This window comes from Streptomyces sp. NBC_00203 (genome assembly GCF_045206325.1).
In the GTDB taxonomy this organism is placed as follows: domain Bacteria; phylum Actinomycetota; class Actinomycetes; order Streptomycetales; family Streptomycetaceae; genus Streptomyces; species Streptomyces lutosisoli.
The window spans coordinates 262,578-287,256 of the sequence record NZ_CP108126.1 but is presented as its reverse complement, the minus strand read 5'-3'; the positions used below and the strand labels follow the sequence as shown (position 1 = coordinate 287,256).

Sequence of the window (24,679 nt, the reverse complement as noted above, 5' to 3'; positions counted from 1 at the left end):
AGGAGAGTGAGTGATTCTGTCTGATCCGATCAAGAAGCTGCCGCCGAACGCGAAGGGGCAGGTTCGGTACCGATTTGTGGTCGACGTCGGGACCCATCCGGCCACGGGGAAGCGGAAGCAGTTGACCCGTACCTTTGGCACGCTCAGGGAGGCGAAGGCCGAGTACGCACGTATCACGGTCCGGCGCCACGAAGGGGCGCTCGTGCCACGCCACACGATGACCGTGAACGAGTGGCTCGATCAGTGGCTCGCCAAGAAGGCAGAAGACCTGGAAGAAGCGATGATCTCCACCTACAGGGTGACCCTGGACCGTGTCCGGGGCAGGCTGGGGCGCATTCGACTCCAAGAGCTCACCGAGGACGATGTCGAGGCGTGGATGCTGTGGGCCCTTCGGGAGGGCCGCGTACGTGACACGAAGGCCGGTCCCGGGCTCGGGGTCACCTCGGTGGAGATGTCCCTCACACGGCTGAAGGAGGCCCTCAACCGGGCCGTGACACGGCGCCTGGTCGCGGTGAATGTCGCCCAGGAGATCACGATCCCCCGGAAGGTGCGCAAGGCCGAGCGCCAGGCCAAGGCTGAGGTGCCGCCCTGGAGTGTCGCGGAAGTCCATGCCTTCGTGCGTGCCGTGAAGGACCACCGGCTCTACGCTCCATTCCTCCTCACGCTGATGGGTCTGCGCCCGGCGGAGGTGTGCGGCATGCGCTGGGCCGATCTGGATCTGGACCAAGCCACCCTGGTCGTTGCCAACACCCGCACATTGATGGAGAACAAGACCGTGGTGGAGAAGGACACGAAGTCGCTCACCGGCAAGCGGAGCCTTCCGCTGCCCGCTCCCGTCAGAGAAGCCATCAGGAGCTTCAAGGCCCAGCAAGCAGCCGAGAAGCTGGCGGCGGGGCATGCGTACGAGGACAGCGGGTACGTGCTGGTGGACGATCTCGGGGCACCGCTCGACGTGCGGCAGTTGCGCGAGCAGGCGTACAAGGTCATGGCCGGTAATGCGCTGCGGCGTGTGCGTTTGTACGATGCCCGCGCGAGTTGCTTCACCTACCTGGCGAACCATGGGGTTCCTGACCACCTTCTCGCCCGCTGGGCGGGGCACGCCGACGTCAGGACGACGAAGCGCTGGTACGTGAAGCCGGACGTGGAAGACCTCCGCTCGGCGGCGGATACCTGGAGCGGCCTGACCGGTCTCCCGACCCCTGTCGTGAGAGAAATGTGAGACGTGGGAGCGTGCTCGGGTGAGTGAGACGACTACGAACACCCTGCAATACCGCTTTGACGGGCCAGAAGACGCTCCAGTCCTGATCCTGGGCCCTTCCCTCGCGACAACATGGCACAGGTAGTCGGAACCGTCTTCTGGCGTCCACGTGGTCTCGATCGACGTCTTTCAAGCAGGTGGGGCCCTTGTGGTCCGGGTGTATCCACGGTGTTGGTGACAGCAACGTGACACGTGATGGTCATTGAGGCCCCCGCCGGGCAGGTGCTGGCAGGGGGCCTCAGCGTTGCTCAGGGTCGAGAGCCAGTCGGGAGCCGCGGCGGCCAGTGCGTTCAGCGCGGCGCGCAAGTGTTCCGCGGTGTTCTCCAGCCGGTTCAGCCTGCGCACCGCGGCCAGGACATGCGTGGAATCGGTGCGCTGGCCACTAGGCCGTTTCTGATGGCTCTTGGTGGGCTGGGTGGATCTCGTGGGTTGCCGGGCAGGACGCCCTTATGGTGCGGCGACACGAGCTCACGGACGCGCAGTGGCAGAAGATCGAGCCGCTCCTGCCCGGCAACGGCAAACCGGGCGGGCAGTGGGCGGATCATCGCAAGGTGATCAACGGGGTGTTGTTCCGGGCCCGGACCGGCGTGCCCTGGCCGGATCTGCCGGAGCGGTACGGCCCTTGGCAGACCGTCTACGAGCGGCATCGCCGCTGGTCGGCCGACGGCACCTGGCAGGCCGTCCTTGAGGAGTTGCAGATCGAGGCGGATGCCGGTGACCCGGACGGGGCGCTCGCCGGCCAGTTGGTCCGGCAGCAGGAGTGGGCCGTGAACATCGACTCGACCTCTTGCCGGGCGCATCAGCACGCGGCCGGGGCGCCCCGAAAGCCCCCGGCCGACTACCCGCAAAAGGGGGCGGGGCGCGTGAGGAGGCCGATGGGCGCGAGGCGTTGGGGCGCTCGCGGGGCGGGCTGACCAGCAAGGTTCATCTGCTCTCCGACGACCGGGCCCGCCCGCTGCACTGGCTGACCTCGCCCGGCCAGCGGGGTGACTGCCCGATGTTCGTCCCGGTGCTGAACGGCTTACGGATCCGGCGCCGCGGACCAGGGCGCCCGCGCAGCCGGCCGGACCGGGTGCGCGGCGACAAGGCGTACTCCAGCCGCGACAACCGCGCCTACCTGCGACGGCGTGGCATCAAGGCCACGATCGCGCAGCCCGATGACCAGCGGGCCCACCGCAGGCACCGCGGACGCTCCGGCGGCCGGCCCCCGGCCTTCGACAAGGCTCAGTACCGTCAACGCAACGCGGTCGAGCGGTGCGTGAACAAGTGGAAGCAGTTCCGCGCGGTGGCCACCCGGTATGACAAGCGCGACTACATCTTCAACGGCACTCTGGCAGCCACGGCGATCGTCATCTGGCTCCGCGACACCGTCCAAGAGCCATCAGAAACGGCCTAGGCCGCACCAACAGGCTGGCCTCCCGCAGCCGGCCCAGGATCAGGTCCAACAGACGCCGTGGCGCCCGGTCGGTCACCAGGGGGACCCGGAACTCGCTCCGCACGGAATGGTCGAACCCTGGACCTGCCACGGCGGGCGCCTCGCCGCGCGGCCGACTCAACCGCCTGGTTTGGCGGATGCCGACGACTCCACCGCCGATACGAGCGCAAGCCCGACACTTCCTCGCCCTCGCAGCTGCCCTCCTCTGCTACCGCCGACTCCCCAAATGAAATGCCGTGTCAGGGGCGGAAGGTGCGGCGGTAGGTGTCGGGTGGGACCCCGATGCTGCGGTGGAAGTGGCGGCGCAGGGTGGTGGCGGTGCCCATACCGGTGGCCACGGCGATGGTGTCCACAGTGGCGTTGGTGGTCTCCAGCAGTTCCTGGGCGTGGCGGATGCGTTGGGTGTGGAGCCACTGCAGCGGTGTGGTGCCGGTGAGGTGTTTGAAGTGCCGGCCGAGGTGGCGTGAGCTCATGCGGGCCTGGCGGGCCAGGTCTTCCACGGTGAGCGGTTGGTCCAGTCGCTCCAACGCCCAGGGGAAGAGTTCGCTCAGGGGGTGGTTGCCGGGGGCGGGGAGGGGGGTGGCGATGAACTGGGCCTGGCCGCCGTCGCGGTGGGGTGGGATGACCAGACGTCGGGCGATCTTGTTGGCGTTGGCCGAGCCGTGGTCGAGGCGGACCAGGTGCAGGCACAGGTCCATGGCGGCGGCCTTGCCCGCGGAGGTGAGGACGTCGCCGTTGTCGACGTAGAGGACGTCCGGATCGACGGTGGCCGCTGGGTGGCGCCGGGCCAATTCCCGCGTGTGGGCCCAGTGTGTGGTGGCGCGCCGCCCGTCGAGCAGTCCTGCCGCGCCCAGGACGAAGGCGCCCGTGCACAGTGAGGCCACGCGGGCACCGGCCGCGTGAGCGGCGCGCACCGCCTCGACCAGTTCGGGTGGCGGTTCGCGGTCCGTGTCGGCCCAGCCGGGGACGATCACCGTGTCGGCGTGCGCGAGGTGGTCGAGTCCGTGGTCGGGTTCAAGGCGGAAGCGGTCGACGCGCACCGGGGCGTTCCCGCAGAGGGCGAAGTCGTACCAGGGGTCCACGATGTGGGTCAGGTCGGACCCGAAGATCTCGACGGCCACGGACAGTTCGTAGTGGAGCATGCCATCGGTGACGGCCAGCGCGACAGTGGGCATGTCCGAAACTGTACGCGGCATGTCGTTTCCGACGCTCGTGCGGGGTGCTGCCGCGAGGACAGGATGGGGTGTCAGGCCGCAGCGGATCAGCATCGCAGCGGGCGTCCGGGTGCAGGGGAGCAGTCTCATGGGGTCAGGTCAGCTGGTGGCGGTTTTCGGCGCGTACGGTCACACGGGACGGTTCGTGGTCGACGAGCTGGCCGCGCGCGGGTTCGTCCCGGTGCCGTCGGGGCGTAATGCGCAGGCTTTGGAGGAGCTGGCCGGCGAGCACGGGCTGGAGGCCCGGGTGGCGTCGGTCGGGGACCCGGCTTCGCTGGACCGGGCTCTGGCGGGAACGGCGGCGGTCATCAACTGCGCCGGCCCCTTCGCCTCGACCACCGGCCCCGTCATCGAGGCCGCGCTGCGCGCGGGCATCCCGTACCTGGACGTGGCCGCCGAACTCGAGGCAAATCTCGACACCTTCGCCCACTACCGCGAGCGGGCCCGGGACGCGGGAGCGGTGATCGTCCCGGCCATGGCCTTCTTCGGCGGTCTCGGCGACCTCCTGGCCACCGCGGCGATGGGCGACTGGACCGAAGCCGACGAGGCTCACATCGCCTACGCGCTCAGCAGCTGGCACCCCACCGCCGGCACCCGGCTCTCGGGCGCGGTCTCCCGCGAGCGGCGCGGCGACCACCGCCTGCGCTACAGCGGCGGACAGTGGGAGCGCCGCACCGATCAGGCACCCACCCTGGAGTGGACCTTCCCGGACCCGATCGGGCCCCGGCAGGTGATCGGGGAGTTCACGATGGCGGACGTCGTCACCGTCCCCCAGCACCTGTCCATCCCCGAAGTGACCACCTACATGACCGCCGAGGCCGTCCGCGACATCGCCACCCCCGACACACCGGCCCCGACCGCCGCCGACCAGAGCGGGCGCTCGGACCAGACCTTCCTCGTCGACGTCGTCGTGCGCTCGGGCGGAGCCGAACGCCGGGCCACGGCCGGCGGCCAGGACATTTACGCGGTCACCGCGCCCCTGGTCGCCGAGGCCCTCGAGCGCGTCCTGACCGGCCGCACCAAGACCACCGGCGTCGCCTCCGCCGGGCAGATCTTCGACGCCCCGGACTTCCTGCACGCGCTCGCCCCGCACATCACCCTCGACCTGAACCCACAGAAGCAGATCGCCTGACCCCACCCCTCCACCCGCGAGGCTGTCGTCTGCTTCCTACGCGCCGAGCGCGCCGCGGCCCCAGGGCCCGGTCCCTCCACCTCATCTATTCGGTTGTATAGAACAAGCGCCTCAGACGTCGACCTCGGCAAGAACCCGCTGCCCCGCACCTCGAACCGAGGGAGTATCACCGCGATGACCGCCCTGCCCACCCGTGCCACCATGACCTTCGACGGTCGCACCCTGTCCTACCTGGACTACGGCGGCAACGGCCGCCCCCTCGTAGCACTGCACGGCCACCTCTCCGAAGGCGCGTCCTTCGCCGCCCTGGCCTCCGCCCTCGGCCCTGAGTGGCGCGTGATCGCCCCTGACCAGCGCGGCCACGGCGACTCCCAGCGCGCCCGCGAATACACCCGCATCGGCTACCTCACCGACCTCCTCGCCCTCCTCGACCACCTCGGCATCGACCGGGCGGTCTTCCTCGGCCACTCCCTCGGAGCGATCAACGCCTACCACCTGGCCTCCGAACGCCCCGAACTGGTCGAGGCCCTGATCAATATCGACACCGCCGTCGACCTCCCCGACCACGGAACCAGCCCCCTCGCCTTCGTGCTCAACTTCCCCTACACCGCTGCCACCCGCGAGGAACTGGCCGCCGCCTGCGGACCCCTCGCCGCCGTTCTCGGCCCCGTGCTGCGCCCGCTGCCCGGCGGCGCCGGCTGGCGGCTGCCTTTCCACCCGCAGGACACCGTCGACTCCGAGAACCTTGTCCACGGTGACCACTGGAAACAGTGGCTCGCCACCGACTGCCCCGCGCTCCTCATCCATGGGCTGCGCAGCCAGGTCCTGCCCGCCGAACAGGCCCATGCCATGTGCTCCAGGCGCCCCGGCACGGTCTACCGCCGGCTGGACACCGACCACTTCGTCCAACAGGCCGACCCCGAGGGCTTCGCCACCGCGGTCCAGGAGTTCCTCGCGGGCATCTGAACCACCGCGATGACCGGTCCGCCGCGCCGACCGCCGACGCTGCCGGATTAACCGGATTAACCGGGAAGAACTAACCCGGTGTTCTCGCTGTAGTACCACGCGTTGTCGGCCGGGACCCGCTCGACGGTGACGCCCAAGGACCCGAACCAGGCGGTCCGTTGCTGGGGCTTCCCTTCAGGGCGAGACCCCCCGCCCCCTTCGCCTGAGCGAAGAGCGCCGTCGAGATCCTCGAACGCCTGGCCTCGAATTCCCGGCGCAGGAGACCAGGTAACCGCCTCGGCCATGACGGGCCTTGACCCGGAATCTTGGACACGGGCTATGCGGCTGGGGCCAGGGTAGTTGATGTTGTGTCGAGTGCTGTTTCGTAGGCGATGGGATTGCGTTGTCCGAGGCTGGAGTGGCGGCGTCGGGTGTTGTAGCGGTGCAGCCAGCGGAACAGGTCGAGGCGGGCTTCGCGCTCGTCGGCCCAGACGCTGCGGCCCTGGAGCGTCTCCCGCTTGCAGGTCGCGTTGAAGGACTCGGCGAGTGCGTTGTCCGCCGAGCTGCCGACGGCGCTCATGCTCTGGATCACGCCCGCCCGGCGGCAGGCGTCGGCGAACGCCCGGCTTGTGTACTGGGCTCCGTGGTCGGTGTGTATGACGGCGCCGGCAAGGCTGCCGCGGCACCGCTCGGCGGCGGCCAGGGCATCGGTGACCAGTTCGGCGCGCATGTGGTCGGCGATCGCCCAGCCTGCCAGGCGCCGGGATGCGAGGTCGATGACCGTGGCCAGATACAGGAACTTCCCGCCGGCCAGCGGGAGATAGGTGATGTCGCCGACGTACTTCGTAATCACCGCTGCTGCGGTGAAGTCGCGGCCGATGAGGTCGGCTGCCTTCGCGGCGGCCGGGTCCGCGATGGTGGTGCGGTGCTTCCTGCGCAGCCGCAGTCCGGCCAGGCCGACCTGGCGCATGATGCGGGCGATCCTCTTGTGGTTGACACACTCGCCTCCCTCGCGCAGTTCGGCGGTGATCCTGGGGACGCCGTAGGTGCCGTCCGAGTCCTGGTGAACCGTGCGTATCCGGGCGGCGAGCTTCGCGTCGGCGGCCTGGCGGGCCGCCCGGCGGGCTGCGGTCTTGCGCCAGTAGTAGAAGCTCGAGCGGGCGATGCCGAGGATGGTGCACAGCCGCTTCACGCCGAAGCGGCGCTGATGGTCGGCGACGAACTGGAAGCGGTTCACCAGCGCGTCTCCCCGGCGAAATACTTCGCCGCCCTGCGCAGGATCTCGCGTTCCTCCTCCAGCTCGCGGACCTTCTTGCGCAGGGCCGCGTTCTCCTCCTCCAACGGCGTGGACGACTCCGCCGGCACCTCCGCCCGGCGCCCCCTGGGTCGGTTCGCCCCGGCCGCCCGTACCCAGTTCCGCAGCGTCTCCGGGTTGACTCCCAGATCCGCGGCAACCGACCTGATCGTCGCTCCAGGACGCGACTGGTACAGCGCGACCGCATCCGCCTTGAACTCGGCGGGGTAGTGCTTCATGACCACGAGATGTCCGTTCTCAGATCCTCAAGATCTAGTGTCTCGTGTGTCCAAGATCAGGGGTCAAGGCCCCGAGCATGCCCACGCCGACCACACGCAGGGTTGGTCTCATCGCGGCTGCGGCGGTCCTGACCGTCACCGGAATGTTCACGGGTGCCAGTTCCGCGGCGGCCGGCACCAACGGCCAGCAGGTCGTCATTGCGACCCACTACTCGGACCAGATCCAGGTCTGTGGCCCCAGCCAGGGCAGTGACCTCAGCGTCTGTCACGACTGGATGGCCAGTCCGGACAAGTGGACCAAGGTGCCGGGTTGGTGGTTCAAGGGCAAGGTCTGGATCCACGGCCACCGCCAGGACAACAACGGCACTATTGACGACGAATGGCGGTTGGCATCCTGCGACGTGCCGGTGTCACAGGCTGACGACTGGTTCTGGTGCGACACCTACAACCAGCTCTGAGTGCGTGTTGCGGGTGAGGTGGGGTCCGGGGCAGGTTCGAAGGCGGCGAGGACCTCGCGGTAGCCGGGCGGCAGCGGCTCGGGCGGTTCGATGCCGTCCTCGGCAGCCAGTTCCAGCATCGTCTCGCGAGTGATGTCCAGGCATTCCGTGGTGCGTTCGGCGGCGGTGAGTTGTTCGGTGAGGAGTTCGTCCACACCCACAGCGCACCGCGCTCTCGGCCAACGATGAAGCCCTCGAACCGGACCACCCGCCTTCCAGCACTACCAGCTGCTTTGTGCGGGGTACAGTCCGGTCGAGCGTTCCTCGGGACGCCGACAGTACCGTCGTCCCAACCGCGGCGGCGACCGTCAGGCCAACGCCGCGCTTCATCGCATCGTGTTCACCCGCCTGCGGGTCGACCCGCGCACCCAGGACTACTGCGAGCGCCGCATCAAGGAGGGCAAGACCCGGCGCGAAATCGTCCGTTGCCTCAAACGCTACGCGGCCCGGGAGGTCTTCCACCTGGTCAAACAGCTGCAGCCAGGACCCCGCTCATAGGGGCTGTGTGACACGAAGCGGCCCCGCCGGTTGCTTGGGTTCTAGTGGTCGTCGCAACACCCCAGCCGTAGGGGTGCGATGGACTTCAAGATCCGGGAGAAGCGGACGATGGCTCAGGGCCGCAGGATCCTGGTCCGTGAGAGTGCGTCGGATTACTGGTGGGCCGGATCGGCTGATGGCTGGTGTTTCTGGAACGCCTCGGTCATCTGCGCGCCGATCTCCGGGGTCAGCCGGCCCGTCAGCTCGAACCCGAGTTGGCGGGCGACGTCACGGCTGTGCATGTCGACCGAGGACTCCACGAGGTCCGCGTACACATCCACCGAGCGGCGGATCCGCCGTGGCGATACCAACAACAGCCAAAGTCCTGGCACGAGCGCAGGCCACCAGTACGCGCCGACGACCAGGTAGGCCAAAGTCCACACCGGCGTGCGGGCGGCTGAGGCACACCGCTCCTGGATCGTCGTCACCTCCACCCGTGCCGCGTCCGGCAGCACCAGCCACAGCCGCGGCCACGTGGTGGTCAGGTCGAGGCCGGTGCCGCGGCGGACGCGGTCGGCGACGGCACGTAGCCGGTCGCCCGCCCACGTCGGGCAGTTCGGCTCGGTCTCGGAGATCGCGTCGCGGCGCAGCACGGCGCGACGCGCCCTGGCCTTGGCCTGGCGGTTGTCCGGGTCGGCCAGCACCGCCCTGATCGCGGTGTCCGCCTTCGCCTCTGCCCGGTGCCAGCGGCGGTGGCGCAGCGCGGTGAACGGCCTGCCGAGGCCAGTGCCCGTCGCTCCCCAGGAGCAGATCACGGCATCGCCCAACGCCGTCACCGCGAGCCCCACCGCGGCGGTCGCGGCGAGGAACCCCGCCGCGGTCCACACCAGAGCCGGCCCCGTGGACACCGCCATCACCCGCGTCCGCAGCAGCGCGATGTCGAGTGCGTGCGAGGGTCCGAGTACGACCGCCGCCACCACGACGGCCACGAACACCGCGGCCGGCAGTGCGAGTACGGCGGCCCAGCGACCTGCCAGGTTCTTGCCGAGCTCCGTGAGGAAGGCGTTCACAGCTCGACCCTGATCTCGCGGAACGGCTGCCCGGTGAGATGGCACGACGGCTGCTTGTCGGTCGCCTTGCGCGGGCACGCGCCGGTCGGGCACTTCCATGCCGTGACGACCACGTTCCGTGGTCCCGGCCACCGGGCGAAGTCGCGGTACGTCCGTGTCAGGTTGTCGATGCCGTGCTCGGCGAAGGCGCTGTCGAGCAGGTCGAGGTCGGCTTCGGACACCGCGCCCCGGGAAGCCGCCTCGACGACCCTGGCCAGCACGTCCGCCACGCCGTACCGCGCGGCGCGTTCCGCCAACGCCTCTCCCGCCTGCTCGCAAAGAGTTCCGACACGCGGACCGCTCGTTGGTGCCATGCCGACTCCGAACCCCCTTCGCCACGATCCACTTAAACGCTACCGTGGAGGGAACGGATCGGGGGACCGCGTGTACGACGATGTCCGGTTGGTGGTCGAGAACTTCGAGTCTTCCGCCGACATCGGCGCACTGCTCGCCGCCGCCCTCCCGCCGCCGCCGCAGTGCCCGCGGCACCTGTTGCCGCACCTCGCGCAGGCGTACTGGCTCCGCTACCGCGCGCAGAGCGGGTTCGACGGTTTGATCGACCGGGAGTTCTGGGCGTCCGTCGTGGGCGGGGACGCCGATCCCGTGGTCGCCGCCGTCACCGCCGCGGAGCAGTACCGGGAGCTGGTGGAGGCACGGGCGGATTTCCTCGAATGCCAGGACCCCGAGTCGCTCGTCGACTTCGTGAATGCCTACACCGCGTTGCTGGACGCTGTGGACGACGAGCGGATGAAGGCCGCGCTCACCGTCGACCAGTGCGCCTTGCTGCTCATGCTCGACGAGTACGACGGCACGAACGACTACGCCGAGAAGGTCCTCAACGCGCTGGACTGGGCGCTGGCCCGCACGCCCCACGCCGACCCGCAACGCGCCCGCCGACTGGTCGATCGCGCCCGCGCTCGGGTGAACGCGGGCAGGCGACGAGATCAGGTGCTCGCCGACTACCGGGCCGCCGCCCAGCTGGCACTGCGCGAACGTCCGGTGTGGCGCGACATCGTGGTCGAACTCGCGCAGTACGAGTCGGACCTCTACGCGAGCGGCGCCGCGCCGATCTATCTGGCAGGCGCGTTCGTCACCTGCCGCGACCTCGCCGACGCGCTGGAGCGGGATTTCGGCAACACGGTGACCCTGTCCGCGCTCGCTCAGCTCGAACACGAGGTCAGCAGCCGCATCGGGCCGGACGTGGCGCGGTTCCTGCGGACCTGCCACCGCGATCCCCACGCACTGCAGGCGCAGCGAGACAAGGTCGAAGCCTTGCGGCGGCAGGACATCGGGCCTGGCGTACTGATGGAACGGCGAGACCAGGCGTGGTTGCTCGCCATCGGGCTGCCGCTCGACCACGAGGACAGGCTGGACGTACTCCTGGACCTCTACGACCGGCACACCGACCTCTGGGAGCTCGGCGGGGACACCGCGGCGATCGGGCTCGCCTGCGACACGGTCTTCGAAGCGATGCTCACCACGTCACCCGGCGACGCACGCAGAGCCGAGCTGCTGGAAGCGCTCGCCCACGCGGCGAAGACCCTCTCCGTCCAGACCGGCTCCCCCGACGACGCGACGGTCGCGGTCGCCGCGGCCCGCGCCGTGCTGGAGATGCCCGCCCGCGACGAAGGCCAGCGAGCAGTGCGGCTCTCCAACCTGGCGTCCACGCTGGTCAGGCAGTTCGAACTCGGCGCCAACCCGGCGGCCGGCCAGGAGGCCGTCACCGTCGCGGAGGAGGCCGTCGCGCTGACCCCGCCCGGCGATGAGGACCTCCCGTTGCGCTGGTCGCGATTGTCCACCGCCGCGCGGCACGTGGCCGAGTCCGGGGACCACGCTCTGTTCGCCCGGGCCGTCGAGGCGGGCGCGCAGGCAGTGGCCGCCATTCCCGAGGACGACGTACGCCGAATCGGAATGCTCTACAACTACGCCGCCGCCTTGCAGGCGCAGGCGGTCGCGACCGACGTCACGGACGCCGAGCCGTTTCGCGAGGCCGAACGCGCCTACCGCGCCGCGCTCGCACTGCTGGCTCCCGACCACCCCGACAACCCGCGCATCGAAAGCACGATCGCCGACCTGCTCTACCACCGGTACCACCAGTGCGGCGACCTGGACGCACTGGACGACTCGCTCGACCTCGCCGAGAAAGCCGTTCGCGAAACGCCGCGGGACCACCACTGGTGGCCGTTGCGGGCGTTCGCACTCGCGCGCTCGGCCCGAGCGCTCGCGACGTTCGGCGGACCGCGCGCCGACGAGTTGCGCCAACAGGCGATCGCCCACTACCGGGCGGTCGGCACGCACCCGGCCGCCACCGCGCAGCACCGGATGCTGTGCGAGCGGGGGCAGGCCGCCATACTCGCCGAGGCGGACCCGGCGACGACGCTGAACGCGCTGGAACGCGTGATCGCAGCCATTCCCGCGACGATCAGCCGGGCGCTGCCGCGAAGTCAGCGGCTGCGGGCGGTGCGGCAGTTGGACGGGCTCGCCGACCGTGTGGTGGACGCCGGGGCGCGGTCCGGCGAGCTGGACCGGGCGCTGGAGCTGCTCGAACAGTGCCGGGCCGTGCTGTTCGGCGATGCCTGGGGAATCCGCCGCGGCTGGGCGAAGCTGCTCAAGATCCGGCCGGAGCTCGCCGAGGAACTCAGCCGGGTGGAGAAGGATCTCGCCGACGCCGACTTCTACTCCGACCTGACGTTCCACATCGAGGTGGAGTACGCCGGCCGGACCTCCACCAGGGACTGGGATCCGCGGCCGCAGGCCGTGGAACGGATCAGGCGGCTCGCGGCGCGGCGGGAAGGGCTGATCCAGGGGGCGCGGGCGGTGCGGGGGCTTGAGAACCTGCTGATCCCTCCGGACCTTGAGATGCTGCGCGAGCGCCTGATCGGGCACACCGCGGTGATCGTCAGCGCGGCGGGCACCGCGCTCGTCGTTCCCGGCGACTACTTGCGGCCCGTCGAGACCGTGCCGTTGCGGCAGATGACCTCAAGTACAGCCCGCGCCCAGCTCAGGAAGCTGCGGGCGGCGCTCGCTGACGTGAAGGCCCCTGGGTGCTCGTTCGACCGGCGCGAGCAGGCACAGCTGGACGTGCACGCCGTGCTGGAGTGGTTGTGGGACACCACGGCCGGGCCGGTACTGGATCGGGTCGCGGACTCGCGGCTGTGGTGGTGTCCGGTCGGCGTCATGGCAGGGCTGCCGCTGCACGCGGCAGGCAGGCACCGCGACCGCGCGGGGCTGACCGTGTTCGACCGCATTGTCGCTTCGTACACGCCGTCGCTCACCGCGCTCGCTGACACCGTCCACACGCCCCCGCGGCAGCACCCCCGGCCCACCGCGCTCGTCGTCGGCGTCGGCGAGCGTGAAGGCCTGCCCACGCTGCCGAGCGCCCGCGACGAGGCCGAGGCGGTGGCCGCGCTGCTGCCCGGCTCTACTGTGCTCATGGACTCCGCCGCCTCCGCGGACGCCATCAAGGATGGCCTGCACGACCATGCGATCGCCCACTTCGCCTGCCACGGCCGTGCGGTCAGCTCCGCCGGGCACCCCGACCTCGGCGGGCTGATGCTCGACAACGGGATGTTCGTGCCGTCGTTCGTGCGCGACTTGCGCACCACGCAAGCGCAGCTCGCGTTCCTGTCCGCGTGCGACACAGCCAGTCCTGACCCGGCGCTGCTGGACGAGCCGCTGAACCTGGCATCGGCGTTCCACCTCGCCGGCTTCCGCGGCGTCATCGGCACGCTGTGGCACACCGCGGACAGCACCGAGACCGCCGTGGCGGTGTACGAGGCGCTCACCGCGCACGGCACCCGGCCCGCCGACACCGCCCAGGCGGCCACCGCGCTCACCGAGACCTCACGTCGCATGAGGGACGCCTACACGGCCGTGCCGACGCGGTGGGCCGCGCACGTGCACGTCGGCGACTGAGCTGCTGGACGGTGCCACCCCCGCGTTCGGGCCGGTCCAGGTGACCGACGCGGAGCTGGTCTCTCGCTGCCTGGGTGCGGTTGGGGCAGTTCATCTCGGCGAGGACGTTGGCCACGAGCCGTTTGGCACCGTGTTCCGAGATCCGGAGCCCGCGTGCGATCAGCTTGTTGCTCAGACCCTCCACCAGGAGATGCAGCGTCTCCCGCTGGCGCGGGGTGAGCGTGGCGATGCGGTCGCGGTGCCCCGGGGGAAAGCCTGATCAGTGAGCTTCTTCAGCGTTGTCGCTCCAGGGTGAGGATGGCTTTGGTGATTGACGTCATGCGGTTTGGACTGCATCGGGATCTGCGGAAGATGCGCCAGGACTTCAGGCGTGCGACGCCGCGTTCGACCGGTGCCCGTGCCGTGGCCAGGGCCCGGTTGACGGTCTTCTCGGTGAGGGTGAGTTCCTGCCAGGGCCTGCGTTTGATGCCCGTGGTCACCCAGGGGCCGCCGCCCTGGTAGGCGAGATCGGCCAGGATGGGGACGCCCTGGCGCTCGCAGATGCGGATGATCCGGTGGGTGCGGGCAGCGGTCAGGTCGTGGGCTCGGTCCGGCAAGGCGGGTGAGAGCTACAGCAGCCGGCCGGCAGGATCGGTGACCACCTGCACGTTCACCCCGTGCCGGCGGTGCTTGTGCGAGTAGTCGGCCCATCCGTCGCCGACCCGGTCGCACTCGGCAAGGGGCGGGGCTTGAGGCCGCGGCGAGTGTCCTCGGGCAGCTCCCACGCGAAGTGCACCCGGGTGGGGAGCTCCTGCGCGTCCTGCTCGCCGTCTTCCCACTCGGGGAAGTAGAAACCGGGGTCGACGGAGCGCAGCAGCGCCCGCTTCTTGGCCGGGTCCCAGGCGGGGGTGTAGACGCCGTCGCCGGCGCGGACCGCACACCGTTCGGTCTGCTGGATGCGCAGCGGCAGCAGCTCCTTGTCGCCCCACTCCCGCAGCCGGTCCTGCACCTCGGCGGCCCGCAGGGCTTCGGGGGGCTGCTCCTCTTCGGCGTGCTCGGCGCCGGGCACCGCGATGGACTGCTCGGAGCCGAGGAGTAGCCGAGCGCGGTGTCGATGAGCTTGGACGGGTCGCCGAGCTCGAGACGCTGTGTCGCCTTGTGGTCCCCGGCGACTGCGGCGAGCTGCCCGGCCTGGTGCGAGTCGTAGGCGGCGAGGAGCTTGTATGCGGCCAGACGACGCAGGTCGTCATCGGGCACCTACTGAGCGGTCAGCTCGGGGGAGACGCGTCGGTTGACCGGCCGGTCCGGCTCGATCCTGACCGGCTTGTAAATCAACCAGCTTCAGGCATCCACAACGAGGGTGCGCAGGCCCACAGTTGCCCTCCGGCAATGTCAGGCTTTGCGCCCGCGGTGATCAGGATACGCAGAGTGGTCGGAGCCAGTAGCGTGCCGGCCATGGCGACATGTGGCAGTTGTGGAGCGAGCTTCGACGTCTCAAAGAGCGTTTTGTCCTGGCAAGGGTGTTTGGTAAGTCCCGGCAGGCCATGGGTTAGTGGCCGTGCGCGTGAGCGTGTCAGGATCCGCTCGTGGAGTGTGATGTGTGTGGAAGCGTGATGTGGCAATGGCCCGTGCCGCCGACTGCGTGGCAGGAGGAGATCTGGTCCTGCTCCTGGTGCTACGCCGCCACGCATATAGGTGGTGAGTGGTTCGAGATCGCGCGGCCGCCGTACCTGCCGATGGAGATGCGCTGGGAGAGGGCCGTTGCGAACGGCCTTCCTGCTGACGTCTCCCACGCCTTCGGAATCTTCGACAGGACCCTGTGCGGAATCCAGGAAGTCGGCATGTCGCCGTCTGACCACGGGTGGTTGCTGGAGCGGGAGAACGCCTGCGGCGCCTGCCATGGAGCGGCGATGGTCATCGATGAGCGCTGGCCGCAGACCATGAGGAGCGATGACGCGCGGGTGAGTGTGGCTCGGCGACCGGCCACCGGATAGGAGCGCCCGCGTTCCGCCTGCGTCAACCGGCAGCTATGAGTACTTCCAGTTCGGGGTGGATTCGCGGGTGAGTCGTCTGCTTATGAGGTCAATCATCGCGATGTGGATTATGGCTTCGGAGCGGTGCGGATGGGCCTCGTAGTCGCGGGCGAGACGGCGATGGTGCATCAGCCAGCCGAAGGTCCGCTCGACAACCCAGCGCCGGGGGATGACTTTGAATCCTTTGACGCCGGGGTCGCGTTGGACGACTTCCACGTCGATGCCGAGGCGGGCGCCGTGGTCGATGGCTTTGGTGCGGTAGCCGGTGTCGGCCCAGGCCTTGGTCACGCGGGGGTTCGTGGCGGCGATGCGGGACATCACATGCATGCCGCCCACGTTGTCGGAGACACTCGCCGCGGTGACCCAGACGGCCAGCAGCAGGCCGAGGGTGTCCACCCCGATGTGGCGTTTGCGGCCTGCGATTTTCTTGCCGGCATCGATGCCCTGGCTGGCCGCGGGCACGTTCGCGGAGGTCTTCACACTCTGCGCGTCCAGCACGCAGGCGCTTGGCTCGCCGTCGCGGCCTTCGGCCTCCCGCACCAGACGACGCAGAAGACCGTTGAGCTGGTCGAAGACGCCTTCCTTCTGCCAGGAGGCGAAGTAGCCGTAGACCGTCTCCCACGGCGCAAAGTCATGTGGCAGGTATCGCCAGGGAATGCCGGTGCGGTCGACGTAGAGGAGGGCCTTGACCCCTGATCTTGGACACACGAGACACTAGATCTTGAGGATCTGAGAACGGACATCTCGTGGTCATGAAGCACTACCCCGCCGAGTTCAAGGCGGATGCGGTCGCGCTGTACCAGTCGCGTCCTGGAGCGACGATCAGGTCGGTTGCCGCGGATCTGGGAGTCAACCCGGAGACGCTGCGGAACTGGGTACGGGCGGCCGGGGCGAACCGACCCAGGGGGCATGAGCGCCGTCGGCAGCTCGGCGGACAACGCACTCGCCGAGTCCTTCAACGCGACCTGCAAGCGGGAGACGCTCCAGGGCCGCAGCGTCTGGGCCGACGAGCGCGAAGCCCGCCTCGACCTGTTCCGCTGGCTGCACCGCTACAACACCCGACGCCGCCACTCCAGCCTCGGACAACGCAGTCCCATCGCCTACGAAACAGCACTCGACACAACATCAACTACCCTGGCCCCAGCCGCATAGCCCGTGTCCAAGATTCCGGGTCAAGGCCCCAGCATCGATGAACTCGCCGTACTGGCCCGCACCCGCCTCAAACGGATGCAGTACCAGTCCGGACTGCTCGACGGATTCAACACCGAAACCGGACTGGCTTTGACGCCGTGATACCGCCCCAGCCTCGCGCTATCCGCGGGAACTGCGCATTACGCGGCGGAGACGCCGGTCACCCCTGGCCGATGGCCGCCGCGTCGGATTCGCACTGCCGCCACATCCCGGTGAGGCGGGCGAGCCGTTCCGCGGCGGCGAAGCCGTGCAGCTCCGCCACCTTGCCGTCGCTGATCTCGAACGCCGTGGCGCCCACGATCCGGTCCTCGAGCACGACGAGCACGGCGGGCCAGCCGTTGACCTGCCCGATGTGGATCGTGGGCGAGCCGCCGACCAGGCGCCGCTTCGCGGGAGTGGGTTTGAAGGCGGTCCGCATCATGGTGGCGACGCGCTCGGGGGTCTCGTAGCGCCACAGCGTCCTGGACAGGCCCGCGCCGTCGGAGATCGCGGTCGCGTCGTCGGTGAGGAGCGCCACCAGACGTTCGGTACGACCCGAGGACGCGGCGGCGAGGAACTCCTCGAGGACCTTGCGCGCGGACGCCGGGTCGACCTCACCGCCGCCGCGGCGCTGGGCACCGGGGCTGCGGTGTCGGTGCTCGCCGCCTGCGCCGCGATCGTCCAGCCCCGGGCCGGACGCGCCCTGGACGGCGGCCGTCTCACCGCGCGCGGGGGCGTCACCGCAGGGCTGCTGATCACCGCCGCCGGTCTGGCCGGGCCGAGGGTGTAGCCGATGGACTTGTAGAAGCCGTAGAAGCCGTAGGAGCCGAAGGCCCGGCCGTGCTTGGCGGCCGGGTTGAGCCGAGGACGCCGAGGCGCCGGTCGATCACCTCGGAGGCGTCCGGCAGGTCATTGGAGTCGTCGACGCATTCCTCGCCGAACACTTCGACCAGGTACCTGTTGTCGACGAACTCGCCGATGATCCGCGCGAAGTCGCGCCGGATATCCCGTGGCGTGCTGCCGTCGTGGGAGAGCCCGCTGCCACAACGCTGCGGCCAGTAGGGCCGGGGCACGGCCGCGTGCCGGATCTCGGCAGCACGACTGACCAGCTCGGTGAACCACTCCCGCTGGTCCGTCCCGGCCCGGTTGCCCCAGCGGGTTGCAGTAGATGCCCAGGGGTCGCCCGTGGGCACACTATGGTTGGGCAGGTCCTCGAAGCCTGCGACCGCAGTCGTGTCGGCCAGGGCCTCCGCCATGAGCCATTTCGCCCGGTCCTCCCAAGAGGAGTTCGAGGACCGAAGGATGCGCCCGCCGTCAGAGGCGAACAGCGATGCGGGCCAGAGGAGTTCGTAGTTTCTCAGGTCCAGGCTCGCCGCAACATCATCACCCATCAGTGGTGTGTCCCGGCCCTGAGTGATGAATTTCCGCCATCAACAGCTCTACGACGCCCGCGAGAAGACCGTCCAGCAGATCGCCGACATATTCAACGTTCCCCGCTCCACGGTCTACGGGCACCTCGACCGCGAGGAGACCGTGCTCCGCCAGCCGAAGAAGAGCGCCGCGACGGAGCCCTGAAAGCTACCGGCGGGTTACTTGCTACCTCGTATACAGGGCCTACCCAGGAGTCCGTGATGCGGAACCGGCCTATTCAGGCGACGACAGGTTCGCCGCTCAGCGCGACACCGGCCCGGCACAGCTCGGCGAGTGCGGTGCGCGTGGTGTCAGCGGCGACGCCAGCGGTGTAGTCGAGCAGGACCCGCACGGTGAAGCCCGCGCGCACTCCGTCCAGTGCGGTGGCCTTCACGCAGTGATCGGTCGCGATGCCGACGACGTCGAGGTCAGCGATGTCGCGGGCCTTCAGCCAGGCGGACAGTGTCGTGCCATCCTGAGCCGAGCCCTCGAAACCGCTCTTCGAGGCGGAGTGCGCTTCCTTGAAGAAGACCTCTTCGACGTGCCCGGAGTCGACGGCGGGCGCAAAGTCCGGATGGAACTCGCCTCCCTCGCTGCCGACAACGCAATGCACAGGGAACGAGTCCTGGAAGTCGCGGTTCTCGGAGAAGTGGGCGCCCGGGTCGATGTGGTGGTCACGGGTGGCGACGACGAAGGCGTACTTCTTCCCGTCGGCGCGCCGGACCAGCTCGGCGATAGCGGCGGCCCGGTCCGCGCCGCCCTTCACCAGAACGCTGCCGCCCTCGCAGAAGTCCTTCTGCACATCGACGATGATCAATGCACGACGTATGGAAAGCCCTTCCCTCGGCTGAACCTTTCCCCGATGATCGCCCTTCCGCCGACGGGCGGGCGCGCCACTCGCGGGTCGATCACCCGACCGGCGCAGCGCGCGGCAACGAGGTGCAGCGGGCCTCCAGTCCCCACGCGGGGGCCACAGGGAATGGGAGCGGTGGGTCGGTCGGGTCGCCGGTCAGGGTGACGCCGTTGTTCGTGCCGACGCCGAAGATCGGCCCGCGTAGGTCGCCACTTCAGAACCCTGGCCGGGCTGGGTCACACCTCAGCACCCACTCCCGCCGGACGCTCAGTGATCAGACAAGCAAGATCAATCTCGGCGTCAACGGCTGTGCCGATGGTCAGTCAAGGCCGGTGGCCATGCCTCCGGCCGCGGTGACGCGGGCGCCTCGGCAATGACATCCCCGGGGCCCCGCTGTCCGTGTTGACCCATTCCAGTGCGCCACTTTCTGTGACGTGATCGATACCGAAGGTGGCGCATTCGCCTGGCTTCCAAGCTGGCCGGATGCCGGGCTGGTCCTGCACCTCAGGCTCCACGGCGGCCTCGTTCATCTCACATCGCTTCCATGATCAGCAGATCCGCCGTTGATTAGACTCTCCCTGCAGCGATGCCCTGGCGCCACGGATGGCGGCGATGACTGTGTGGGCCCACTCGGCTGGGGGCGGGGTGTTGAGCAGGCCCTCCAGGCGTGTGATGTGTGCGGCGCGTTCGTGCACCGTCATGGCCAGTGCCGCGCGCAGGGTGTCGACCAGGTCCTGTGGCCGCAGTGGATCGGTCAGCAAGGCCGCGGTTCCCAGGTGCTGCGCGACTCCCGCATGACGGGACAGAACCAGAACGCCGGGACGGTTGATGGCGTGGCACGCGGTGATGTATTCCTGGGCTGTGAGGTTCATCCCGTCGGCGAGTGAGGTCACCCAGAACACGTCGGCTGCCAGGTAGTGGTCGACGACCTCGGGGAAGTCCAGATTGCGGGGGATGTAGTCGACGGGCTCCCACCCGTGCGTGCCCCAGCGGTGGTTGATTCGGTTGATCGCGTTCTCAAGTTCCGAGCGTGTGGAGTCGTAGGCGTGGATGCCGACCTCCGGCGGTGGGCAGACCAGGCGGTAGCGCACGTGTCCCCGTAGCCGGGGCGAGCTGGCCAGGAGGGCATCCAGTGCGCGGATCTTGTGGACGGGCGCCTTGGCGTAGTCGAGTCGTTCCACGGACAGCACCAGCTGGCTGCCGTCCTTCCCTTGCCGCGGCTGGGGGCGCGTCCTGGCGAGGTCTGCGACGGCCTGGCGGTCGATGCCGAGGGGGTGCACGCCGACGCGCGGCGTGGGCCCTGCGGTGCTAGTCAGGAGCCGACGGAAGTTGTCGGCGCAGTCGGCGGTGTGGAAGCCGGCCCAGTCCAGGCATGCAAGCGAGTTGAGCAGCTGCCCGGCTGCAGGAATGCGGCTGAAGACGTCCGGGTGGGGGAACGGCGTGTGGTGGAACAGCCCGATGGCCAGGTCGGGCCGCTGGGCCCTGAGGACGGCCGGTACGAGCCACAGATTGTAGTCGTGCAACCAGACCGTGCTTCCCCGCGCGGCGAGGGAGCCGATATGGCGGGCGAACGCGGCGTTGACCTCCTCATAGTCGGCCCAGTGGGCAGGCCGGTCCTGGATGAGGCCGGGCTGGGACATCAAGGCCGGCCAGAGCGTCTCCTTGCAGACGCGGTGAAAGTAACCCGCCCACCGTTCGGCACGCAGCGGCAGCAGGGACAGCGGCAAGCCGTCGATGGCCATCATGGGCTCGGCGGGCGGCGGTGCCTCGCCGATATAGGCGGCTGCCCACACAGCGTCCAGGCGCTCGTCGGTGAGAGCGGCCTGCAAAGTCGGCAGGATGCCGTTGGGACTGGATGGCGGCCGCCAGCCGCCGTCAAGCCAGCGCACTGGTGGGCGGTGATAGCCGACGACCACCGATCGGCGGACCAGCCAGCCGAGGCGTTCCATCCCCTCCAGGACGGCGGCAGCTCCGTCCAGGGCTGAGTGGTGGACCTGCTTGCTCGGTGGGATGCCGGCAGCCAGAGCGGGCTCCGCATCGGCGACCACGACCGCGTACGTGCCCTGGGAGAACAGTGAGAGGTCGTTGAGGGAGTCCCCGGCCACGAGCATCGCCTGCCGGGGCCACCCCAGCCTGCGGCCGAGCAGCCGCACTGCACGTCCCTTGCTCGCCCTGGCCGGCAGGACGTCAAAGTACCGGCCCAAGGCGTACGACCAGGAGCATCCCAGCGCTTTCACCGTGGCCTTGAGGTCGTCCGAGAGACCTTCGGGGTTCAGATAGAAGGAGCAGCGTCCCTCCTGGGGCACGCCTTCCTGGTACACGAGTTGCGGGAACTGCTGCAGCGCCGCTCGAACCCGGTGGGCGCCCGGCCATCCGGCGCGCAGCTTCGCCTGTATGTCTTCGAGGTGGACCATCCGGATGGCGTCGATGACGCTGGCCCCGACGTCGGCGATGATCCAGCGCGGGGACGGGACCAGGGGATCGTCTCGCAGGAGCGCCTGTACGGAAGCAAGACTGCGTCCGGTCGCGAAGACCACTGTGATGTCAGGGTGCCGGTTCAGGACGTCGCGCAGACGGCGCCGATCGTGTCCATCGCCTCCCAGCAGCGTGCCGTCCAGGTCGGTCACAAGCACCCTGGCCGAGCCGGTCTTCTCGCCCACAGACGGTCCCTTCAGGTCCTGACCAGCTACAGCAGCGCGAAAATCCGCCCTTGTGCCGGAGTGCGCGGGCGCTTCACCAACCAGGGTCGTGGGTCACCGGGTCGACGACAGTCCCCGCATCAGCTGCGTCCGGGTGCGATGGGGCTCTCTGAAGGTCCCGGATTGCCTGCCCAAGTCGCGTCTCGCGAAAGTCGTCGCTTTCCACGAGCCGAGCAATCAGGCCGGCAGGCGCATGGCGCGCGGCCTCCACCAGTCGATCGATGGCAGGGTCGGCTGGCGACACAGGGACCTCCAAGACCACGGCATGGCGACATCGGCACGGCGTGGAGGCCACCGTCGACCGCGCGGCTGGTCCCATCCGATCGGGCTGTCGCGACCACACACGCAACGACCGTTGTCCAAAGCTCTAGCCGCGCGCGGCCCACCTCATTCGCGGGGCCCGGATTTTTCACTCCACTGCCCTGGGCCAGTGACTACACCACGAGACACGACCGCCACGCGGCTCAGCGATGGGCTTCCGCAGCAGTGTGCGGGGCGTGGCCCGTCCGGTGACCCGTAACCGTGGGCCATTCCCTCGCTGTCGTAGCGATTGCCGAAGCGGTTTGGGAGGCACCAGCGCGCTCGCCAGGGGCCGGAGTGCTAACGAGTTCCGACAGCAGTGGGCCTTCCCGCGGCTTGATGCTGTTGTTGATCCTCGTTTGCGAGTAACAGGGTGCCCGCACATGGGTGGGGCTGGTCCTCTCACAGGCTCGGCATCAGGTCGGTCAGCAAAAACGCCGTCGTGTGTTCCTGAGGGCGCGAGAGGTGCAGTGAGGTGTGGAAGTAGCCGCAGGTTTCCTTCCCCCGAGGGTCTTCGCCAGCGGTGATCACCGCGGCGATCGCGTGTTGCTGTTCATCTGCGTCTGTGAAGCGTCGTTGCGCAAACGTGTGCGTGATGGTCTTCTCGGTGACCAGGCCGTGCGAAGTCAGGTACGCCGCGATGGACGCGTACGAGCAGGTACGCAGCACGAACGCGGCGACCCACACCGGGCCGTGGACATGGGCCAGGACCGCTTTGAACGTACGTGGGGACAGGAACGTCGCCCCACCGGTGAGGGTAATCAGCCGGGTATGCAGCAGCGCGCGGCACAGGGCCGAGGAGGGAGCCGCGGTTTCCAAGTTCTCGGCGAACCCTTCTTCCAGCAGGCCGACGGCATGTGCGTAGGAGATGGCGTTCGCGGCGATGTCGACTCCGATCACCCGGGCCGCGTCATGGCGCCGCCGCGCCGCGTAGTAGTCGCGGTCCCACTCGATCAGTTCGGCTGTGGTGAGCGCGGTGGCCTGCGGCGATGTGTAGTGCTCATACAGGTCATCCAGCGTCACATGGTGGTTGAGCAGGGCTGCGTTGATGCCGTATGAGCAGCAGATGTCCAGCACCGTGGCCGGTTCTGCCGCGGGCTCAGTCTGTTCGTATGCCGAAAGGGCCCGCCGGAAGATGCCTTGCCCATGGTGGGGCGTCTGGTATTCCAGCGAACCCAGCACGCGAAAGTAGGCCCGGGGATCCGGCTGGTCGTAGATGTGGTCGAAGAGCGTCATACCCTCCGGGGCATGGGCCCCGTGGTTCTGCGAGTTGCTGGCGGCAGGTACTCCTGTGCCGATCTTCCGCACACCGGTCATCTCAGTCGTTCCCCTCAGTCAGGCCGGGCACATTGCCCGCCAGAGTCAACGACGGCAGAGCGGGATGGGAACAGGCCCGGGCAAGAACCAGCCACGCACCGACACAGGCGAAGATCACCAACGGCAACGCAGCTCCGGTCAGACCACATTTCACTCGAGGCCATCCGCGTACCGGGTGTCGACGTCGCCGGTGACATGCTCCAGGTCGAAGGCGCCGGCGGGCTGACCAGGTCGGCCGGAGATGGAGGCCGTGGAGGCAGCCTGGTGATCTCGTTGATGAGTTGAGGGAAGGACCATCCGATGGCGTTGGCTGCGGTTGCAAAACCACCGCCAGTTCGCAGAGCAGGGCAGGCGTTCACTTCAAGGCAGTGGGGCTCTCCGTGGTTATTGCAGCGGAAGTCGACGCGTGAGTATTCAGCGGGGCCCAAACCTAATGAGCGATGGGCGAGTAGCGCTTGTTCCTGCAGGAAATCCCGGAGTTCGGCGGTGATTTCAGCGGGGCACAGACGCTGCGATGCTCCTGGCCGGTTCTTCGCTTCAAAGTCGTACAGTGGACCGCTGTACTCAAGCTCCACCACCGGAAGTATGCGATCGCCGAGGACGCTGACCGTGAATTCCCTCCCCGACAGAAACGGTGAAATAAGCCATTCCTCGCCCGCTGGGGCTTCCGCGAGAGCAGCAGCCACTTCATCGGCATCTTCGGCCACAAATAGGGTTGAGAAGCTGGTACCGGTGAGGCACTTCACCACCACAGGGCCAGCATCGAGCATACTCAGCACGCCAGGCTGATGCTCGTTTTCGCCCGTTCGATGCACCTCCCAAGGGCTCACAGTGACGCCTGCATCCCGCAGGACACGTAGTGTTCGCTGCTTGTCCCACGCCAAACTGCACGCCGCGCTCCCCGCACCCGTGAAAGGTACATCGGCCATTTCCAGTAGTCCTTGGACATGCCCGTCGCCACCCCAACCCCCGTGCAGCGCCGGAAATACCACATCTGCCAGTTTCAGTGTAGCGACCATCGCTTCCGACGTAAGCGTAGCGAAGATTTTCTTCCGGCTCTCGGGCACATCAGTGACCGGAAGTTCAGTAGTGACCGTAGTCTGTGGCAGATCACCGGGGTCACAGCTCGATCGACACACGAATGGCTCATCTGCGGCCGGATCGACCACCGTAACCTCGTAACGCAGATCGATGAGCGCGCGAGCTACCGACATTCCAGAGTCGAGAGACACGTCTCGCTCGGCACTTTCCCCGCCACACAGCACGACAGCCTTCATGCAGTAGGTTATATGCCTCCTAGGGCGTGAACGCCTTTCTTACTCAGCCTTCTGGGTAGCGCTGCCGGCACCACCGAACTCGATCCCGAGGCCATCCTGTGCGGCCTGGGCAGCGCCGCTGTACAG

General features: G+C 68.6%; 23 protein-coding genes and 7 pseudogenes. 15 read left to right on the top strand and 15 right to left on the bottom strand.

Annotated features, from left to right (window positions below):
* Window positions 1–10: 10 nt before the first annotated feature.
* The 3 genes and pseudogenes from OG975_RS01505 to OG975_RS01495 form a co-directional block, all read left to right on the top strand.
* On the top strand, window positions 11–1,219 hold the full coding sequence (locus OG975_RS01505) for a tyrosine-type recombinase/integrase (RefSeq protein ID WP_406326796.1): 1,209 nt from the start codon (window positions 11–13) through the stop codon (window positions 1,217–1,219).
* 488 nt (window positions 1,220–1,707) lie between these two features.
* Window positions 1,708–2,654 (top strand): IS5 family transposase gene (locus OG975_RS01500; protein ID WP_406326694.1). Its coding sequence is split into 2 segments (ribosomal slippage): window positions 1,708–2,139 and window positions 2,142–2,654, totalling 945 coding nucleotides; the frame shifts between segments, so codons are not numbered across the junction.
* A 165-nt stretch (window positions 2,655–2,819) separates the two neighbouring features.
* Window positions 2,820–2,923: pseudogene (locus OG975_RS01495) on the top strand (IS5/IS1182 family transposase); the annotation flags it as partial.
* Between the two features lie 9 nt (window positions 2,924–2,932).
* Here the strand turns inward: OG975_RS01495 and OG975_RS01490 are convergent.
* A complete protein-coding gene (locus OG975_RS01490; RefSeq protein ID WP_406326795.1) occupies window positions 2,933–3,868 on the bottom strand; it encodes a helix-turn-helix domain-containing protein in 936 nt (311 codons plus the stop codon).
* 127 nt (window positions 3,869–3,995) lie between these two features.
* Here OG975_RS01490 and OG975_RS01485 point away from each other — a divergent pair, with 127 nt between their 5' ends.
* On the top strand, window positions 3,996–5,039 hold the full coding sequence (locus OG975_RS01485; protein WP_406326793.1) for a saccharopine dehydrogenase family protein: 1,044 nt from the start codon (window positions 3,996–3,998) through the stop codon (window positions 5,037–5,039).
* A 174-nt stretch (window positions 5,040–5,213) separates the two neighbouring features.
* On the top strand, window positions 5,214–6,005 hold the full coding sequence (locus OG975_RS01480; RefSeq protein WP_406326792.1) for an alpha/beta fold hydrolase: 792 nt from the start codon (window positions 5,214–5,216) through the stop codon (window positions 6,003–6,005).
* Window positions 6,006–6,321: 316 nt separating this feature from the next.
* On the opposite strand, the gene OG975_RS01475 is transcribed toward OG975_RS01480, so the two are convergent.
* Window positions 6,322–7,523 (bottom strand): IS3 family transposase gene (locus OG975_RS01475; RefSeq protein ID WP_406326791.1). Its coding sequence is split into 2 segments (ribosomal slippage): window positions 6,322–7,232 and window positions 7,232–7,523, totalling 1,203 coding nucleotides; the frame shifts between segments, so codons are not numbered across the junction.
* Between the two features lie 71 nt (window positions 7,524–7,594).
* On the opposite strand from OG975_RS01475, the gene OG975_RS01470 reads away from it, so the two are divergent.
* On the top strand, window positions 7,595–7,975 hold the full coding sequence (locus OG975_RS01470) for a hypothetical protein (RefSeq protein WP_406326790.1): 381 nt from the start codon (window positions 7,595–7,597) through the stop codon (window positions 7,973–7,975).
* Here OG975_RS01470 and OG975_RS01465 read toward each other — a convergent pair.
* A complete protein-coding gene (locus tag OG975_RS01465) occupies window positions 7,960–8,169 on the bottom strand; it encodes a hypothetical protein (protein ID WP_406326789.1) in 210 nt (69 codons plus the stop codon). The genes OG975_RS01470 and OG975_RS01465 overlap by 16 nt on opposite strands.
* A gap of 73 nt (window positions 8,170–8,242) precedes the next feature.
* On the opposite strand from OG975_RS01465, the pseudogene OG975_RS01460 reads away from it, so the two are divergent.
* Window positions 8,243–8,335: pseudogene (locus OG975_RS01460) on the top strand (hypothetical protein); the annotation flags it as partial.
* 15 nt (window positions 8,336–8,350) lie between these two features.
* Window positions 8,351–8,512 (top strand): hypothetical protein, encoded by a 162-nt coding sequence (locus OG975_RS01455; RefSeq protein ID WP_406326787.1) that lies wholly within the window; start codon window positions 8,351–8,353, stop codon window positions 8,510–8,512.
* A 152-nt stretch (window positions 8,513–8,664) separates the two neighbouring features.
* Here the strand turns inward: OG975_RS01455 and OG975_RS01450 are convergent, their stop codons facing one another.
* Both OG975_RS01450 and OG975_RS01445 read right to left on the bottom strand, forming a co-directional pair.
* Window positions 8,665–9,561 (bottom strand): hypothetical protein, encoded by an 897-nt coding sequence (locus OG975_RS01450; RefSeq protein WP_406326786.1) that lies wholly within the window; start codon window positions 9,559–9,561, stop codon window positions 8,665–8,667.
* The gene (locus tag OG975_RS01445; protein ID WP_406326784.1) at window positions 9,558–9,914 is read right to left on the bottom strand and encodes a hypothetical protein; all 357 of its coding nucleotides are present in this window, start codon (window positions 9,912–9,914) and stop codon (window positions 9,558–9,560) included. Before OG975_RS01445 ends, OG975_RS01450 begins: the two co-directional genes overlap by 4 nt.
* A 70-nt stretch (window positions 9,915–9,984) precedes the next feature.
* Here OG975_RS01445 and OG975_RS01440 point away from each other — a divergent pair, with 70 nt between their 5' ends.
* Window positions 9,985–13,515 carry a CHAT domain-containing protein gene (locus tag OG975_RS01440; RefSeq protein ID WP_406326783.1) on the top strand — a complete coding sequence of 1,177 codons (3,531 nt, stop codon included), beginning with the start codon at window positions 9,985–9,987 and terminating at the stop codon, window positions 13,513–13,515.
* Here the strand turns inward: OG975_RS01440 and OG975_RS01435 are convergent.
* From OG975_RS01435 to OG975_RS01425, 3 genes and pseudogenes are all read right to left on the bottom strand, one after another.
* Entirely contained in the window at window positions 13,433–13,699 is a 267-nt protein-coding gene (locus tag OG975_RS01435; RefSeq protein WP_406326781.1) for a LuxR C-terminal-related transcriptional regulator, read from the bottom strand. The two genes, OG975_RS01440 and OG975_RS01435, sit on opposite strands and share 83 nt — an antisense overlap.
* An 88-nt stretch (window positions 13,700–13,787) precedes the next feature.
* Window positions 13,788–14,234 (bottom strand): annotated as a pseudogene (locus tag OG975_RS01430) (transposase family protein); the annotation flags it as partial.
* A complete protein-coding gene (locus tag OG975_RS01425) occupies window positions 14,165–14,563 on the bottom strand; it encodes a hypothetical protein (RefSeq protein ID WP_406326780.1) in 399 nt (132 codons plus the stop codon). The gene OG975_RS01425 and the pseudogene OG975_RS01430, both read right to left, overlap by 70 nt.
* 559 nt (window positions 14,564–15,122) lie before the next feature.
* Here OG975_RS01425 and OG975_RS01420 point away from each other — a divergent pair.
* Complete coding sequence (locus OG975_RS01420) at window positions 15,123–15,488, top strand: hypothetical protein (RefSeq protein ID WP_406326779.1); 366 nt, start codon at window positions 15,123–15,125, stop codon at window positions 15,486–15,488.
* 33 nt (window positions 15,489–15,521) lie between these two features.
* On the opposite strand, the pseudogene OG975_RS01415 reads toward OG975_RS01420, so the two are convergent.
* Window positions 15,522–16,211, bottom strand: a pseudogene (locus tag OG975_RS01415) (IS5 family transposase); the annotation flags it as partial.
* Window positions 16,212–16,279: 68 nt separating this feature from the next.
* Here OG975_RS01415 and OG975_RS01410 point away from each other — a divergent pair.
* The 3 genes and pseudogenes from OG975_RS01410 to OG975_RS01400 form a co-directional block, all read left to right on the top strand.
* Window positions 16,280–16,408: pseudogene (locus OG975_RS01410) on the top strand (transposase); the annotation flags it as partial.
* 34 nt (window positions 16,409–16,442) lie between these two features.
* Window positions 16,443–16,679 (top strand): annotated as a pseudogene (locus OG975_RS01405) (integrase core domain-containing protein); the annotation flags it as partial.
* Between the two features lie 3 nt (window positions 16,680–16,682).
* Window positions 16,683–16,820, top strand: coding sequence for a hypothetical protein (locus OG975_RS01400; protein WP_406326778.1), 138 nt, complete (start codon window positions 16,683–16,685; stop codon window positions 16,818–16,820).
* A 58-nt stretch (window positions 16,821–16,878) separates the two neighbouring features.
* Here OG975_RS01400 and OG975_RS01395 read toward each other — a convergent pair whose 3' ends face one another.
* A complete protein-coding gene (locus tag OG975_RS01395; protein ID WP_406326776.1) occupies window positions 16,879–17,235 on the bottom strand; it encodes a hypothetical protein in 357 nt (118 codons plus the stop codon).
* 111 nt (window positions 17,236–17,346) lie between these two features.
* On the opposite strand from OG975_RS01395, the gene OG975_RS01390 reads away from it, so the two are divergent.
* Window positions 17,347–17,487, top strand: coding sequence for a hypothetical protein (locus tag OG975_RS01390; protein WP_406326775.1), 141 nt, complete (start codon window positions 17,347–17,349; stop codon window positions 17,485–17,487).
* 76 nt (window positions 17,488–17,563) lie between these two features.
* On the opposite strand, the pseudogene OG975_RS01385 reads toward OG975_RS01390, so the two are convergent.
* Window positions 17,564–18,088 (bottom strand): annotated as a pseudogene (locus OG975_RS01385) (hypothetical protein); the annotation flags it as partial.
* Between the two features lie 25 nt (window positions 18,089–18,113).
* Here OG975_RS01385 and OG975_RS01380 point away from each other — a divergent pair.
* Window positions 18,114–18,272: a hypothetical protein gene (locus OG975_RS01380; RefSeq protein WP_406326774.1), complete on the top strand. Its 159-nt coding sequence runs from the start codon at window positions 18,114–18,116 to the stop codon at window positions 18,270–18,272.
* A gap of 73 nt (window positions 18,273–18,345) precedes the next feature.
* On the opposite strand, the gene OG975_RS01375 is transcribed toward OG975_RS01380, so the two are convergent.
* From OG975_RS01375 to OG975_RS01360, 4 genes are all read right to left on the bottom strand, one after another.
* Window positions 18,346–18,936 carry an isochorismatase family protein gene (locus tag OG975_RS01375; protein WP_406336109.1) on the bottom strand — a complete coding sequence of 197 codons (591 nt, stop codon included), beginning with the start codon at window positions 18,934–18,936 and terminating at the stop codon, window positions 18,346–18,348.
* A 572-nt stretch (window positions 18,937–19,508) separates the two neighbouring features.
* A complete protein-coding gene (locus tag OG975_RS01370) occupies window positions 19,509–21,620 on the bottom strand; it encodes a trehalose-6-phosphate synthase (protein WP_406326772.1) in 2,112 nt (703 codons plus the stop codon).
* 741 nt (window positions 21,621–22,361) lie between these two features.
* Complete coding sequence (locus OG975_RS01365; protein WP_406326771.1) at window positions 22,362–23,195, bottom strand: hypothetical protein; 834 nt, start codon at window positions 23,193–23,195, stop codon at window positions 22,362–22,364.
* 95 nt (window positions 23,196–23,290) lie between these two features.
* A complete protein-coding gene (locus tag OG975_RS01360; RefSeq protein WP_406326769.1) occupies window positions 23,291–24,553 on the bottom strand; it encodes a D-alanine--D-alanine ligase in 1,263 nt (420 codons plus the stop codon).
* Window positions 24,554–24,679: the final 126 nt, after the last annotated feature.